Origin of the sequence: Enterobacter cloacae complex sp. 2015409 (assembly GCF_041365315.1) — a bacterium.
Classification (GTDB): Bacteria; Pseudomonadota; Gammaproteobacteria; order Enterobacterales; family Enterobacteriaceae; genus Enterobacter; species Enterobacter pseudoroggenkampii.
The window spans coordinates 158080-172052 of record NZ_JBFTVM010000003.1 but is presented as its reverse complement, the minus strand read 5'-3'; the positions used below and the strand labels follow the sequence as shown (position 1 = coordinate 172052).

Sequence of the window (13973 nt, the reverse complement as noted above, 5' to 3'; positions counted from 1 at the left end):
CACTTAAGGAACACCTATGACTACATCCTCGTCTGGTCTGTTTGCGCGCCTCTCGCGCGGCAGCCTCGTTAAGCAAATACTGGTTGGCCTTGTGCTCGGCATCGCACTAGCACTGATCTCGAAACCTGCCGCCGAGGCCACCGGCCTGCTCGGCACGCTGTTCGTCGGCGCGCTGAAAGCGGTCGCGCCGATTCTGGTTTTGACCCTGGTGATGGCCTCAATCGCCAATCACCAGCAGGGACAAAAAACCAATATTCGCCCGATTCTGTGGATGTACCTGCTGGGGACTTTCTCTGCGGCCCTGACGGCCGTGGTGGTGAGCTTTATCTTCCCGTCCACGCTGCAGCTGACCACCGGCGCTACCGACATTACCCCACCTGCGGGCATTGTTGAGGTGATGCACGGCCTGCTGATGAGCATTGTCGCCAACCCGATCCATGCGCTGATTAACGCAAACTACATCGGGATCCTGGTATGGGCCGTCGGTCTGGGCTTCGCTCTGCGCCACAGCAACGACACGACCAAAAATCTGGTTAACGACCTTTCTCACGCCGTAACCTTTATCGTGACGGTGGTCATCCGCTTCGCACCGATTGGTATTTTTGGCCTCGTGGCATCCACGCTGGCAACCACCGGTTTCGGCGCGCTGTGGGGCTATGCGCAGCTGCTGTTGGTGCTGATTGGCTGTATGGCCGTCGTGGCACTGGTGATTAACCCACTGCTGGTGTTTCTGCAGACCCGCCGTAACCCGTACCCGCTGGTGCTGATGTGCCTGCGCGAAAGCGGCGTGACCGCCTTCTTCACCCGCAGCTCGGCGGCAAACATTCCGGTCAACATGTCGCTGTGTGAGAAGCTGAATCTGGACCGTGATACCTACTCCGTATCCATTCCGCTGGGTGCGACCGTCAATATGGCGGGAGCGGCCATCACCATCACGGTGCTAACGCTGGCCGCGGTGCATACGCTGGGTATTCCGGTGGATCTGCCAACCGCGCTGCTGCTAAGCGTCGTTGCTGCGCTCTGTGCCTGCGGCGCATCCGGCGTGGCGGGCGGTTCCCTGCTGCTGATCCCGCTGGCATGTAATATGTTCGGCATCCCGAATGAGATCGCCATGCAGGTGGTTGCGGTAGGCTTTATCATCGGCGTGCTGCAGGACTCCTGCGAGACGGCGATTAACTCCTCCACCGACGTGATGTTCACCGCCGCCGTGTGCCAGGCGGAAGACGCGCGTTTAGCGAAGAACGCCCTGCGAGGTTAACAGCAAAACGGCAACCCTGAGGTTGCCGTTTTTAGTGTTTGTACCCTCTCCCCGTGGGAGAGGGCCAGGGTGAGGGCATCAGGCCGCACCGATTAAAGCGTCACACCACTCTTAAAGATCGCCAGCTCGCGGAACTCATTCTTCTCGTTGCAGGTCTGCCTGCCGTTGGCAAATTCCACAATCGCGTCCACGAATTCCGTCAGCAGCTGCGGCATCGCCTTGCCGTGGATAAGCTGCCCCGCATCAAAGTCGATCCAGTGCTTTTTCTTCGCCGCCAGCTCGCTGTTGGTGGCGATTTTCACCGTCGGCACAAAACCACCGTACGGCGTGCCGCGCCCGGTGCTAAACAGCACCATATGGCAGCCGGCACCCGCCAGCGCGCTGGTGGCGACCGCATCGTTACCCGGGGCGCTCAGCAGGTTCAGACCGTGCGTTTTCAGGCGCTCGCCGTAGCGCAGAACGTCAACCACCTGGCTCACGCCCGCTTTCTGGGTGCAGCCGAGGGATTTCTCTTCCAGCGTGGTGATCCCGCCCGCTTTGTTACCCGGAGACGGGTTTTCATAAATCGGCTGATTGTGAGCAATGAAGTACTGTTTGAAGTCGTTCACCATGGTGACGGTTTTCTCAAACGTCTCTTCGTCGCGGCAGTGGCTCATCAGAATACGTTCCGCGCCGAACATTTCCGGCACTTCGGTCAGCACCGTCGTGCCGCCGTTAGCAATCATATAGTCCGAGAAGCGGCCCAGCATCGGGTTGGCGGTGATACCGGACAGGCCGTCAGACCCGCCGCACTCCAGACCAAACTTCAGCTCGCTCAGCTTGCCCGGCTCGCGCTTGTCGTGGCGCATCACGTTATACAGCTGGTGCAGCTGTTCAACGCCCACTTCCACTTCGTCGTCCTGGTGCTGACACACCATAAAATGCACGCGCTCAGGGTCGAATTCGCCCAGCGTATCGCGGAAGGCGTCCACCTGGTTGTTCTCGCAGCCCAGGCCAATCACCAGCACCGCGCCCGCGTTCGGGTGACGCACCATGTTTTGCAGCATGGTGCGGGTGTTAATGTGGTCATCCCCCAGCTGGGAGCAGCCGTAGGTGTGACTGAACAGATGCACCCCGTCAGTGCCTTCGGCATCGTGGGTCTCTTTCAGGAAGCGCGTCTGGATCTGACGCGCAATCCCGTTCACGCAGCCGACGGTCGGGAGGATCCACAGCTCGTTGCGGATCCCCACGTCGCCATTGGCGCGGCGGTAGATCTGCACGTCACGATCCGCCGCCTGCTCTTGTGCCGCAGGTAAATCAGGTTGATAGCTGTACTTGTCCAGATCGCTCAGATTGGTGCGGGTATTATGGGAATGAATATGTTCACCCGGCACGATATCCGCCAGCGCATGCCCAATCGGAAGACCGTACTTAATGACGTTGTCCCCTTTAGCGAGAGGCTTCACGGCAAACTTGTGTCCGCGAGCAATCGCCTGACGCAGGGTGACGCTCTGGTTATCAACGGTCACCACGTCGCCTTCAGCGAGATCCGTCAGCGCGACGGCCACGTTATCCAGCGAATGGATTTTGATGTATTGCATATCAACCTCAAACGGCCTTAGTTCAGTTCAATGGCGAAGTAGTCACGCGCATTGTTAAAGCAGATGTTTCTCACCATGTCGCCCAGCAGCTGGATATCCGCCGGCGCTTCGCCCGCGTGCACCCAGCGGCCAATCATCTGGCACAGAATGCGGCGGAAGTATTCGTGGCGAGTGTAAGAGAGGAAGCTGCGGCTATCGGTTAGCATGCCGACAAAGCGGCTCAGCAGGCCAAGCTGCGCCAGCTGCGTCATCTGACGCTCCATGCCGTCTTTCTGGTCGTTGAACCACCAGCCGGAACCAAACTGCATCTTGCCCGGCATCCCTTCGCCCTGGAAGTTGCCGACCATGGTGCCCAGCACTTCGTTATCGCGCGGGTTCAGGCAGTACAGGATGGTTTTTGGCAGCAGGTTTTGTTCGTTCTGTTTGCTCAGCAGTTTGGACAGCTCTTCCGCCAGCGGACGGTCGTTGATGGAGTCAAAGCCCACGTCCGCGCCGATCAGTTTGAACTGGCGCTGGTTATTATTGCGCAGCGCGCCGATGTGGTACTGCTGTACCCAGCCGCGACGCGCGTATTCCGCGCCGAGGAACACCAGCACCGCCGTTTTGAACTGCGCCACTTCGTGCTCGCTAAGCGATTCACCGGACAGGCGACGCGCCAGAATGCTGTCCAGCTCGGCCTCGTTTGATTCCGCGAACAGCACGACGTCCAGCGCGTGGTCAGAGACTTTACAGCCGTGCGCCGCGAAGTGATCCAGACGTTTGGTCAGCGCGGTTTGCAGGTCAGCGAAACGGCGAATGTCGGTATCGGACACTTCCGCCAGCTTCGCCATGTAGTCGTTAAACGTGGCCTGCTCTATGTTGAAGGCTTTGTCCGGGCGCCAGCTTGGGAGCACTTTGATATCAAAAGAGGTGTCTTTGGCGACGACGGCATGATGTTTCAGGGAATCAATCGGATCGTCGGTGGTACCCACCATCTTCACGTTCATCTGCTTCATGATGCCGCGCGCGGAGAAGTTATCCTCCGCCAGCAGCGCATTGCACCGATCCCAGATTTCATCGGCGGTCGCTGGGGAGAGCAGTTTGCCGGTGATGCCAAACGGACGACGCAGCTCGAGGTGCGTCCAGTGATAAAGCGGGTTGCCGATGGTGTGCGGAACGGTCGCCGCCCAGGCGTCAAACTTCTCGCGGTCGGTCGCATCGCCGGTGCACAGGCGTTCAGCGACGCCGTTGGTGCGCATGGCACGCCATTTGTAGTGGTCACCCTTCAGCCAGATGTCATACAGGTTTTTGAAACGGTAATTTTCGGCAACCTGCTGCGGCGGTAAATGGCAGTGGTAGTCGAAAATCGGCTGGTCTTTTGCGTAGTCGTGATACAGGCGGCGAGCAAATTCGGTATCCAACAGAAAATCTTCGGTCATAAACGGCGTCATTATCGTCTTCCTCATTACGGGAGCGTCAGAAAGCGTATGTTCATATGCTGCAAAGTTATCACACCAATTTCCACCCACCGAAGCTTTTTTCGTGAGTGAGATCAATAAACACCAACAAATAAATTACCCTCAATGGCGTAAACCCTTCTACAGGCCGCGCCATTACTGGCTTTGTGCGCAGCGATTAATGTCCCTACAAAGAATCATACATTTGTGATGTCACTCACCTTTTAAAGTTGTATGACAAGTTATCTTTTCGCCGTCGCAAACGCTAAGCCGACGGAATGCATTACCGGTGTGAGAGGCATCGGGTTTAACGGTACGGATACCGACTTATGCACGCTTACTTATGGCAAGGTTCGGGCCGTTCCGGGACATGCTCCCGCTACGCCCCTCCCGTTACACAACTGCTCCCGGAAACGGTTGAGAGGTTGCCGTGCTCTGGCGCGGACATAACATAACGATGAGGTTTTAGATGCGTAAAATTAAAGGGTTACGTTGGTATATGATCGCACTGGTGACGTTAGGCACCGTGCTGGGCTACCTGACGCGTAACACCGTGGCAGCTGCAGCGCCAACGTTGATGGAAGAGCTGCATATCTCCACGCAGCAATACTCCTACATCATTGCCGCCTATTCCGCGGCGTATACCATCATGCAGCCTGTTGCTGGCTATGTGCTGGACATTCTCGGTACCAAAATCGGTTATGCCTTCTTCGCCATCGCCTGGGCGGTGTTCTGCGGTGCCACCGCGCTGGCAGGCAGCTGGGGTGGACTGGCGCTGGCGCGTGGTGCGGTCGGTGCGGCAGAAGCCGCAATGATCCCGGCAGGCCTGAAGGCCAGCTCCGAGTGGTTCCCGGCGAAAGAGCGCTCCATTGCGGTCGGCTACTTCAACGTGGGCTCGTCCATCGGGGCAATGATTGCACCGCCGCTGGTGGTGTGGGCCATTGTGATGCACAGCTGGCAGATGGCGTTCATCATCTCTGGCGTGCTGAGCTTTGCCTGGGCAATGGCGTGGCTGATTTTCTATAAACACCCGCGCGATCAGAAAAAGCTCTCCGAAGAAGAACGCGAATACATCATTGGTGGTCAGGAAGCGCAGCATCAGACCAACAACGGCAAAAAAATGACCGTCTGGCAGATCCTGGGCACCCGTCAGTTCTGGGGTATCGCCCTGCCGCGTTTCCTGGCTGAACCGGCCTGGGGCACCTTTAACGCGTGGATCCCCCTGTTCATGTTTAAAGTCTACGGCTTTAACCTGAAAGAGATCGCGATGTTCGCCTGGATGCCAATGCTGTTCGCTGACCTGGGCTGTATCGTGGGCGGCTACCTGCCACCGCTGTTCCAGCGCTGGTTTGGGGTGAACCTGATTGTTTCCCGTAAGATGGTCGTCACCATGGGCGCGCTGCTGATGATTGGCCCCGGTATGATCGGCCTGTTCACCAGCCCGTACGTCGCCATTGCCCTGCTGTGCATCGGTGGCTTTGCGCACCAGTCCCTGTCCGGCGCGCTGATTACGCTCTCGTCTGACGTCTTCGGCCGCAACGAAGTGGCCACCGCCAACGGCCTGACCGGGATGGCCGCCTGGACCGCGAGTACGATGTTTGCGCTGGTGGTCGGCGCGCTGGCGGATACCATCGGCTTCAGCCCGCTGTTCGCCGTGCTGGCTATTTTCGACCTGCTGGGGGCGGTAGTGATCTGGACGGTGTTGAAAAGCAAATCGGCAGAAGAGCTGGCGAAAGAGTCCCTCGGGAAACCGGCGACGCAGAGTTAGCGAAAATGCGTTTCACCGAAGCCGCCTCCGGGCGGCTTTTTTAATGGCAAAATCTGGAGAGTGGCACGCAAAAGTGGTATAACAAATCATCTGCCGTACCCTGCCTGGAGCGCATATGGAAATCACCGAACCACGTCGTTTATATCAACAACTTGCTGCCGAGCTGAAAGATCGCATCGAGCAAGGGGTCTATCTTGTCGGTGATAAACCTCCCGCCGAGCGCTTTATCGCGGATGAAAAAAGTGTGAGCCGCACCGTGGTGCGTGAAGCGATTATCATGCTCGAAGTGGAAGGCTACGTTGAGGTACGCAAAGGCTCCGGCATTCACGTGATTTCTAATCTGCCGAAACACTCTCCCGTCGCGGACGAAAGTCTGGAATTCGCCAGCTATGGCCCGTTTGAGCTGCTCCAGGCTCGCCAGCTGATCGAAAGCAATATTGCCGAGTTTGCGGCGACGCAGGTGACCAAGCAGGACATCATGAAGTTGATGGAGATCCAGGAGAATGCCCGTAAGGAAAAATGTTTCCGCGATTCAGAGTGGGATCTGCAGTTCCACGTTCAGGTCGCCCTGGCAACCCAAAATACGGCGCTGGCGGCAATCGTAGAAAAAATGTGGACTCAGCGCGTTCACAACCCGTACTGGAAAAAACTGCACGACCATATCGATTCCCGTACCGTCGACAACTGGTGTGACGATCACGATCAAATCCTTAAGGCTCTGATTCGTAAAGACCCGCATGCCGCTAAGCTGGCGATGTGGCAGCACCTGGAAAACACCAAGCAGATGCTGTTCAACGAAACCAGCGATGACTTCGAATTTAACGCTGACCGCTATCTTTTCGCCGACAATCCCGTTGTTCATCTCGATACGGCATCCAGTGCCGCAAAATAGATGACCTTTCTGCTGGCAGGCGCTACGTTGCGCCTTCCGGCTTACATGGGTAAGCAAAACATATATAGTGTCAGCCTTTGTAAATCCCCTCGCTCACTTCCTGGGCTTACGCCAAAATCAACTCACCCCCTGCAAATTCTGTGACGCAGAACGTTGGGCTTTGTTACAATTGGATTCAATTCCTTATTTTGTAAGTTAGTGCTTGCTAACCAGCCAATTAACAGGGAACAGTGTTGGCCACACCGCAATGTGTCCGCGAGCGACCATAATGAAATCACAACAATGTCGCCGTGCTGTTTGTCCCGGATAACAGGCGTGACGTTAACCGATTTCCAGGAACACTGAATGGAACTTTTGACCCAACTACTGCATGCCCTCTGGGCGCAGGATTTTGAAACGCTGGCCAACCCTTCCATGATTGGCATGCTCTATTTCGTCTTGTTTATGATCCTGTTCCTTGAGAACGGTTTGCTGCCTGCTGCCTTCCTGCCCGGTGATAGTTTGCTGGTGCTCGTCGGCGTGCTGTGTGCCAAAGGGGCGATGGCGTTTCCACACACCATTTTATTACTGACCGTCGCGGCCAGCCTCGGCTGCTGGGTGAGCTATATCCAGGGAAGATGGCTGGGCAATACCCGAATCGTCCAGAACTGGCTCTCGCACCTGCCTGCACATTATCATCAGCGTGCGCACCACCTTTTCCATAAGCACGGGCTTTCCGCGCTGCTGATTGGCCGCTTTATTGCCTTTGTTCGCACCCTGTTGCCCACCATTGCCGGGCTGTCTGGGTTGAGCAGCACGCGCTTCCAGTTCTTCAACTGGATGAGTGGTCTGCTATGGGTGCTTATTCTGACGACGCTGGGTTATGCATTGGGTAAAACGCCGGTCTTTATGAAATATGAAGACCAGCTGATGTCCTGCCTGATGCTGCTGCCTGTGGTTCTGCTGGTCTTCGGCCTGATCGGCTCCCTGGTCGTCCTGTGGAAAAAGAAATACGGAGCCAGAGGCTGACGATGGTTATCTCACCGCTCGCTCTGCGCCGTTTTGCCTTTGCCATGATTACGCTGGTGCTGCTCAGCGCCCTGCTGCTGGCCTGGAGCGCGCTTTCGCATCAGGAATCGACGCTGGCCATCCGCCCGGTAAACCAGGGTGCCAGCGTACCTGACGGTTTTTCTGTCTGGCATCATCTGGATGCGAACGGGATCCGCTTTAAGAGCATCACCCCGCAGGACGATGTTTTACTGATCAAGTTTGATTCCCGTGCGCAAAGTGCCGCCGCGAAAGTGGTTCTCGACCGTACGCTGCCGCGCGGGTATATCATTGCTCAGCAGGAAGATGACAGCCAGCCTGCTGCCTGGCTGTCGCTGATTCGCGATACGTCGCATCGGTTTGGATAACTTCCAGGATTCCGAATCTTTTCACTCACTTTGGTGAATCCCCCGTTTACTTACTATGCTTAAGTACGCGGAGCACCCCTCGATGTACTCCGCATAACTTTGGATAGCGGCTCAAGCCGCAACACAATGGAAGGTTTCGATAATGAAATTCCGCATGACTCTGGCTCTGGCCCTTTTTTCTTTAAGCACAGCATCCTTCGCAAACTCTCTCTGTCAGGAGAAAGAACAGGATATTCAGCGTGAGATCGGTTATGCCGAAAAGCATAACAATCAGCACCGTGTTGATGGACTTAAAAAAGCGCTGAGCGAAGTGAAAGCGAACTGTTCAGACAGCAAGCTTCGTGCCGACCACCAGAAGAAAATCGCTGAACAGAAGGACGAGATAGCCGAGCGCCGTCGCGACCTGCAGGAAGCGAAAGAGAAAGGGGATGCGGAAAAAATTGCTAAGCGCGAGAAGAAGTTGAAAGAAGCGCAGGACGACCTGAAAGCGCTGGAAGCTCGCGATTATTGAGTTAACGGAAATCTCAACAGGAGAGAGAATCATGTCAAAAGATACGACGTCTGAACATCTGCGCGCTGAACTGAAATCCCTGGCCGATACCCTTGAAGAGGTGCTGAACTCCTCTGCTGACAAGTCAAAAGAAGAGGTCAGCAAGCTGCGCAGCAAGGCGGAGCAAGCGCTGAAAGAGAGCCGTTATCGCCTGGGTGAAACCGGTGATGCACTGGCGAAACAGACCCGTGAAGCGGCTGCCCGCGCGGACGAATATGTGCGTGATAATCCATGGACGGGTGTAGGGATTGGTGCCGCAGTGGGTGTGGTGCTGGGTGTCCTGCTGACGCGTCGTTGATATGGAAGATCCTCGTCACGCACAAGGGCCTGCTAACAACGTCCTCGGCATCGGCCAGCGTATTTTAACGACGCTGGTCGGGATTGCCGAAACGCGCGTCCGGCTGGCAGTGGTCGAGCTGGAAGAGGAGAAAGCCAACCTCTTCCAGATGCTGCTGATGCTCGGGCTGACCATGCTCTTCGCCGCGTTTGGCCTGATGAGCCTGATGGTGTTAATCATCTGGGCCATTGACCCGCAGTATCGTCTTAACGCGATGATTGCCACCACCGTCGTTCTGCTGGTCGCCGCGTTGATAGGCGGTATCTGGACGCTGCGTAAAGCGCGCAAGTCTACTTTCCTGCGCCATACGCGTCAGGAGCTGGCGAACGATCGCGCCCTGCTGGAGGATGACTAGCCGTGAGCGGTAAAGCCGAACGTCAAAAGCGAAAAGCGTACCTGCTAAGCCAGATCCAGCAGCAACGGCTGGACCTGTCTGCCAGCCGTCGCGACTGGATTGACGTGACGCGACGGTTTGACCGGGGCTGGAATACCGTCCTGAGCCTGCGTTCATGGGCGCTGGTCGGCAGCAGCGTCATGGCTATCTGGTCCGTTCGTCATCCGAACATGCTGATCCGCTGGGCGCGTCGTGGATTTGGTGCCTGGAGCGCCTGGCGTCTGGTGAAAGCAACGTTGCGGCAGCAGCAACTGCGGTGATAAAAGCAAAACGGTAACCCAGGTTACCGTTTTTTGTTTTTGCACCCTCTCCCTGTGGGAGAGGGTTGGGGTGAGGGCACCAGCGCGCACTTTCCCTTACTCAATATCTTTGAAAAAGATTGACAGTTTTCCTTGCTAACAATTGCCACCCGCCCCGTTTATTATCCTCTCCATCGACAGCAACGACGCGGTATCTACGCGGAATTGCAGACAAATAACGTTCAGCCGCTGATGTGGTTTCCTGGAGAGTAAAATGAAAAAATTAGAAGATGTTGGTGTACTGGTAGCGCGTATTCTGATGCCAATTCTGTTCATCGTGGCAGGTTGGGGAAAAATCACCGGTTATGCGGGTACCCAGCAGTATATGGAAGCCATGGGCGTTCCGGGGTTCCTGTTGCCACTGACCATTCTTCTTGAGTTCGGCGGCGGCCTGGCAGTCCTGTTCGGCTTCCTGACCCGCACCACCGCGCTGTTTACTGCAGGCTTCACCGTGCTGACGGCGTTCATCTTCCACAGCAACTTTGCGGAAGGCGTGAACTCTCTGATGTTCATGAAAAACCTGACCATCGCGGGTGGCTTCCTGCTGCTGGCCGTCACTGGCCCGGGCGCATACAGCATCGACCGCGTTCTGAATAAGAAATGGTAAGCACGCTATACTGAATGAACACAAAGCGAGGAGACATCTCCTCGCTTTTGCTATCTGACGGAGGAGAAAAAATGGGACAACTCGTAGACGGCGTCTGGCAGGATGTCTGGTATGACACCAAATCCACCGGAGGTCGCTTTAAACGCTCTGTTTCGGCCTTCCGTAACTGGCTGACCGCCGATGGTGCGCCAGGCCCTAGCGGTGAAGGCGGCTTCGCGGCTGAGAAAGACCGTTATCATCTTTATGTTTCCCTTGCCTGTCCGTGGGCCCACCGCACGCTGATCGTGCGCAAGCTTAAAGGTCTTGAATCCTTCATTCCGGTTTCCGTCGTCAACCCGTTGATGCTGGAAAACGGCTGGACGTTTGACAGTGATTTCCCTGCGGCGACCGGCGACGAACTGTATCACCACGATTTCCTGTACCAGCTCTATCTGCGCGCCGATCCACATTACACCGGTCGCGTGACCGTGCCGGTGCTGTGGGACAAGAAAAACCAGACGATTGTCAGCAATGAGTCTGCGGAAATCATCCGCATGTTCAATACCGCATTTGATGCCCACGGCGCCCGCGCCGGGGATTACTACCCGGTTGAATTGCGCGATAAGATTGATGAGCTGAACAGCTGGATTTACGACAACGTCAACAACGGTGTCTATAAGGCCGGTTTCGCCACCAGCCAGGAAGCGTATGACGAAGCGGTTGGAAAAGTGTTTGAATCGCTTGAACGCCTGGAACAGCTCCTGGGCAAGCATCGCTACCTGACGGGCGATCGCCTGACGGAAGCGGACATTCGCCTGTGGACCACGCTGGTTCGCTTTGATCCGGTCTATGTCACCCACTTTAAGTGCGACAAGCACCGCATCAGCGATTACCTGAACCTGTATGGTTTCCTGCGCGACATCTACCAGATGCCGGGCATCGCGGAGACGGTCAACTTCGACCATATTCGCACCCACTATTTCCGCAGCCACAAGACCATCAACCCGACGGGCATTATCTCCATTGGGCCGTGGCAGGATCTGGATGAACCTCACGGGCGCGACGTCCGTTTTGGATAAATATTAAGGACACCAATCAATACCCTAAATAATTCAAGTTGCGTGAAGGCGGCGACGCAGCGAATCCCCAGGAGCGTACATTAGTACGTGACTGGGGTGAGCGAGGAAAGCCAACGCCCAGGCAACTTGAAGTATGACGGGTAAATGCCCTTTTTTAATTCACAATCTCCATCTATCCTTACCTCGATCGCTTAGAAAACAAGTGATTGACTGACTAATGAGGCAAGGAAAATGGACTGGTATTTAAAAGTACTGCGCAACTACATTGGATTCGGTGGCCGCGCCCGCCGCAAAGAGTACTGGATGTTCGTTCTGGTAAACTTCATCCTCGTCATGGTGCTGGGCATTGTGGATAAAATTCTCGGCTGGGAGCGGGCTGGCGGTGAAGGCGTGCTGACCACCATTTATGGCCTGTTGGTCCTGCTGCCATCATGGGCGGTGCTGTTCCGTCGACTGCACGACACCGATCGTTCAGCGTGGTGGCTATTGCTGCTGTTGATCCCGATTGTGGGCTGGATCGTGATTTTGATTTTCAACTGCCAGAGCGGGACGCCGGGCGAAAACCGCTTTGGCCCCGATCCTAAGGTCGGCGCGTAAAATAACGCCCGGTGGCGCTTACGCTTACCGGGCCTACTCGTTCATTTATTGTGGTGGGCGAAAAGTTTGGGTATTTCGCGCAGGCACCATGATTTGGCTTCGCCCATGCTGTCGCGACGCCACGCCATAATGATATCCACTTCGCTGGTATACTCCGGGCTCACGACCCGCAGTCGCCCTTCTGCAATATCTTTTTCCACAAACGGGTACGGCATCGTCGCCACGCCCAGACCTGCCAGCAGCGCCTGCCGTTTGTCTTCCAGCGAGGTCACCGTCAGACGAGGCTGTTTATCCAGAAGTTGCACCGTCAGCACCGGACGCTCGCGCGCGGTATCCGCGACCGCCACGCCGCGATACTTCACGCGCGTGACTTCAGAGAGCGGCTCCGGCTCCTGGTGAATCGGGTGGTTGGGGGCGGCAACGTAGACGTTCATCACGCTGTAGAGCTTGCGCGAGTTGATTTCTGACGATGAGCGGAAGTGCATGTCCGGCGCAATGACGATATCCGCCCTGCCCGTCTCCAGACGCTCCCACGCCCCTGCCAGCACCTCGGTGATGATCGACAGCTGCGTATTGGCCTTCGCTGCCAGGCGGTCCACCAGCGGGAACAGCGCTTCTGACGGCACCAGCGCTTCGGTAACTAACGTCAGATGGGTTTCCCAGCCGCGCGCCAGCGCTTCGGCGTCCGTCGTGAGCTTGTCCGCCGCCTCCAGCAGCACGCGGCCACGCTCCAGCAGCATCCGCCCGACGTTGGTGAATTTAGTTCGATGGCCGGAGCGGTCAAACAGCACCACGTCCAGCTCTTCTTCCAGCTTCTGCATGGTGTAGCTCAGCGCAGACGGAACGCGCCCCAGTTCATCTGCCGCCGCCGCAAAACTGCCGCGCCGATCAATCGCGTCCATGACGCGAAGCGCCTCAAGCGTCAATGCTCTCTCTTTAGCCATCTCGTTCTCATTCAGGAAATTTGAACATACCAGGCAGAATATCTGGCTAACAATGCAGCGTCCATACCTTTACCATTGTTTTAGTGTAAAGAGAGGTCAAGTTTATGATTACGACAAGAACAGCTAAACAGTGCGGACAAGCCGATTTCGGTTGGCTGCAGGCCCGCTACACCTTTTCCTTTGGACACTACTTTGACCCTAAACTCCTCGGTTACGCTTCACTGCGCGTATTGAACCAGGAAGTGCTCGCCCCGGGCGCCTCCTTCCAGCCGCGTACGTACCCGAAAGTCGATATCCTGAACCTGATCCTGGAAGGCGAGGCAGAATACCGCGATAGCGAGGGCAATCATGTCCAGGCAAAGGCTGGCGAAGCATTGTTAATTTCCACGCAGCCGGGCATCAGCTACAGCGAGCATAACCTCAGCAAAGACAAAACGCTGACCCGCATGCAGCTGTGGCTGGACGCCTGCCCTGAGCGGGAAAATCCGCTGGTACAGAAGTTAGATTTAACGGGCGATAAGCAACAGCTGATTGCATCGCCGGATGGCAGTAAAGGTAGCCTGCAGCTGCGTCAGCAGGTGTGGCTGCACCATATCGAACTGAAGAAAGGTGAACAGGCGAGCTTCCAGCTTCATGGCCCGCGCGCCTATTTGCAGTCTATTCACGGTACGGTGCATGCGGTGACGCATACGGAAGAGAAAGAAGCGCTAACCTGCGGCGACGGGGCGTTTATTCGTGATGAAGCGAATATCACCCTGGTGGCGGATACGCCGCTGCGCGCGCTGCTGATTGATTTGCCGGTTTAAAGAATGCCACTTGCCCCTCATCCCAACCCCTCTCCCCAAAGGGGCAAGGGGCT

General features: G+C 56.3%; 16 protein-coding genes. 13 read left to right on the top strand and 3 right to left on the bottom strand.

The window, feature by feature from the left end; all coding sequences use genetic code 11:
- The first annotated feature begins 16 nt into the window (after positions 1–16).
- Positions 17–1258 carry a serine/threonine transporter SstT gene (gene sstT / locus ACDO57_RS16820; RefSeq protein WP_370884286.1) on the top strand — a complete coding sequence of 414 codons (1242 nt, stop codon included), beginning with the start codon at positions 17–19 and terminating at the stop codon, positions 1256–1258.
- Between the two features lie 92 nt (positions 1259–1350).
- Here sstT and ACDO57_RS16815 read toward each other — a convergent pair whose 3' ends face one another.
- Together ACDO57_RS16815 and uxaC are read right to left on the bottom strand one after the other, a co-directional pair.
- The gene (locus ACDO57_RS16815; RefSeq protein ID WP_370884285.1) at positions 1351–2838 is read right to left on the bottom strand and encodes a UxaA family hydrolase; all 1488 of its coding nucleotides are present in this window, start codon (positions 2836–2838) and stop codon (positions 1351–1353) included.
- A gap of 17 nt (positions 2839–2855) precedes the next feature.
- Complete coding sequence (gene uxaC, locus ACDO57_RS16810) at positions 2856–4268, bottom strand: glucuronate isomerase (RefSeq protein ID WP_370884284.1); 1413 nt, start codon at positions 4266–4268, stop codon at positions 2856–2858.
- A 475-nt stretch (positions 4269–4743) separates the two neighbouring features.
- On the opposite strand from uxaC, the gene ACDO57_RS16805 reads away from it, so the two are divergent.
- The 11 genes from ACDO57_RS16805 to ACDO57_RS16755 all read left to right on the top strand — a co-directional run bounded on the left by ACDO57_RS16805 (position 4744) and on the right by ACDO57_RS16755 (position 12170).
- Entirely contained in the window at positions 4744–6042 is a 1299-nt protein-coding gene (locus ACDO57_RS16805) for an MFS transporter (protein ID WP_024906406.1), read from the top strand.
- Positions 6043–6157: 115 nt separating this feature from the next.
- Complete coding sequence (exuR, locus tag ACDO57_RS16800; protein ID WP_370884283.1) at positions 6158–6934, top strand: transcriptional regulator ExuR; 777 nt, start codon at positions 6158–6160, stop codon at positions 6932–6934.
- A 345-nt stretch (positions 6935–7279) separates the two neighbouring features.
- Positions 7280–7942 carry a DedA family general envelope maintenance protein YqjA gene (yqjA, locus tag ACDO57_RS16795; protein ID WP_024906405.1) on the top strand — a complete coding sequence of 221 codons (663 nt, stop codon included), beginning with the start codon at positions 7280–7282 and terminating at the stop codon, positions 7940–7942.
- Positions 7943–7944: 2 nt separating this feature from the next.
- Complete coding sequence (gene mzrA, locus ACDO57_RS16790; protein WP_157189769.1) at positions 7945–8328, top strand: EnvZ/OmpR regulon moderator MzrA; 384 nt, start codon at positions 7945–7947, stop codon at positions 8326–8328.
- A gap of 142 nt (positions 8329–8470) precedes the next feature.
- Complete coding sequence (locus ACDO57_RS16785; RefSeq protein WP_008503142.1) at positions 8471–8839, top strand: DUF1090 domain-containing protein; 369 nt, start codon at positions 8471–8473, stop codon at positions 8837–8839.
- 31 nt (positions 8840–8870) lie between these two features.
- A complete protein-coding gene (locus ACDO57_RS16780; protein ID WP_008503141.1) occupies positions 8871–9176 on the top strand; it encodes a YqjD family protein in 306 nt (101 codons plus the stop codon).
- Position 9177: 1 nt separating this feature from the next.
- Complete coding sequence (locus ACDO57_RS16775; protein WP_023333540.1) at positions 9178–9570, top strand: phage holin family protein; 393 nt, start codon at positions 9178–9180, stop codon at positions 9568–9570.
- Positions 9571–9572: 2 nt separating this feature from the next.
- A complete protein-coding gene (locus ACDO57_RS16770; RefSeq protein ID WP_061716436.1) occupies positions 9573–9869 on the top strand; it encodes a YqjK-like family protein in 297 nt (98 codons plus the stop codon).
- Positions 9870–10122: 253 nt separating this feature from the next.
- On the top strand, positions 10123–10515 hold the full coding sequence (locus ACDO57_RS16765; protein WP_023309292.1) for a DoxX family protein: 393 nt from the start codon (positions 10123–10125) through the stop codon (positions 10513–10515).
- A 71-nt stretch (positions 10516–10586) separates the two neighbouring features.
- Positions 10587–11573 (top strand): glutathione S-transferase family protein, encoded by a 987-nt coding sequence (locus ACDO57_RS16760; RefSeq protein ID WP_370884282.1) that lies wholly within the window; start codon positions 10587–10589, stop codon positions 11571–11573.
- Between the two features lie 231 nt (positions 11574–11804).
- Complete coding sequence (locus ACDO57_RS16755; protein WP_024906401.1) at positions 11805–12170, top strand: DUF805 domain-containing protein; 366 nt, start codon at positions 11805–11807, stop codon at positions 12168–12170.
- A gap of 41 nt (positions 12171–12211) precedes the next feature.
- Here ACDO57_RS16755 and ACDO57_RS16750 read toward each other — a convergent pair whose 3' ends face one another.
- Entirely contained in the window at positions 12212–13114 is a 903-nt protein-coding gene (locus tag ACDO57_RS16750) for a LysR family transcriptional regulator (RefSeq protein ID WP_032650335.1), read from the bottom strand.
- 104 nt (positions 13115–13218) lie between these two features.
- On the opposite strand from ACDO57_RS16750, the gene ACDO57_RS16745 reads away from it, so the two are divergent.
- Positions 13219–13920 carry a pirin family protein gene (locus tag ACDO57_RS16745; RefSeq protein ID WP_023309295.1) on the top strand — a complete coding sequence of 234 codons (702 nt, stop codon included), beginning with the start codon at positions 13219–13221 and terminating at the stop codon, positions 13918–13920.
- Positions 13921–13973: the final 53 nt, after the last annotated feature.

Bases quoted from the DNA above. Each gene is read 5' to 3' on its own strand.
- sstT (WP_370884286.1), top strand. From the start codon at position 17: ATGACTACATCCTCGTCTGGTCTGTTTGCGCGCCTCTCGCGCGGCAGC.
- ACDO57_RS16815 (WP_370884285.1), bottom strand. From the start codon at position 2,838: ATGCAATACATCAAAATCCATTCGCTGGATAACGTGGCCGTCGCGCTG.
- uxaC (WP_370884284.1), bottom strand. From the start codon at position 4,268: ATGACGCCGTTTATGACCGAAGATTTTCTGTTGGATACCGAATTTGCT.
- ACDO57_RS16805 (WP_024906406.1), top strand. From the start codon at position 4,744: ATGCGTAAAATTAAAGGGTTACGTTGGTATATGATCGCACTGGTGACG.
- exuR (WP_370884283.1), top strand. From the start codon at position 6,158: ATGGAAATCACCGAACCACGTCGTTTATATCAACAACTTGCTGCCGAG.
- yqjA (WP_024906405.1), top strand. From the start codon at position 7,280: ATGGAACTTTTGACCCAACTACTGCATGCCCTCTGGGCGCAGGATTTT.
- mzrA (WP_157189769.1), top strand. From the start codon at position 7,945: ATGGTTATCTCACCGCTCGCTCTGCGCCGTTTTGCCTTTGCCATGATT.
- ACDO57_RS16785 (WP_008503142.1), top strand. From the start codon at position 8,471: ATGAAATTCCGCATGACTCTGGCTCTGGCCCTTTTTTCTTTAAGCACA.
- ACDO57_RS16780 (WP_008503141.1), top strand. From the start codon at position 8,871: ATGTCAAAAGATACGACGTCTGAACATCTGCGCGCTGAACTGAAATCC.
- ACDO57_RS16775 (WP_023333540.1), top strand. From the start codon at position 9,178: ATGGAAGATCCTCGTCACGCACAAGGGCCTGCTAACAACGTCCTCGGC.
- ACDO57_RS16765 (WP_023309292.1), top strand. From the start codon at position 10,123: ATGAAAAAATTAGAAGATGTTGGTGTACTGGTAGCGCGTATTCTGATG.
- ACDO57_RS16760 (WP_370884282.1), top strand. From the start codon at position 10,587: ATGGGACAACTCGTAGACGGCGTCTGGCAGGATGTCTGGTATGACACC.
- ACDO57_RS16755 (WP_024906401.1), top strand. From the start codon at position 11,805: ATGGACTGGTATTTAAAAGTACTGCGCAACTACATTGGATTCGGTGGC.
- ACDO57_RS16750 (WP_032650335.1), bottom strand. From the start codon at position 13,114: ATGGCTAAAGAGAGAGCATTGACGCTTGAGGCGCTTCGCGTCATGGAC.
- ACDO57_RS16745 (WP_023309295.1), top strand. From the start codon at position 13,219: ATGATTACGACAAGAACAGCTAAACAGTGCGGACAAGCCGATTTCGGT.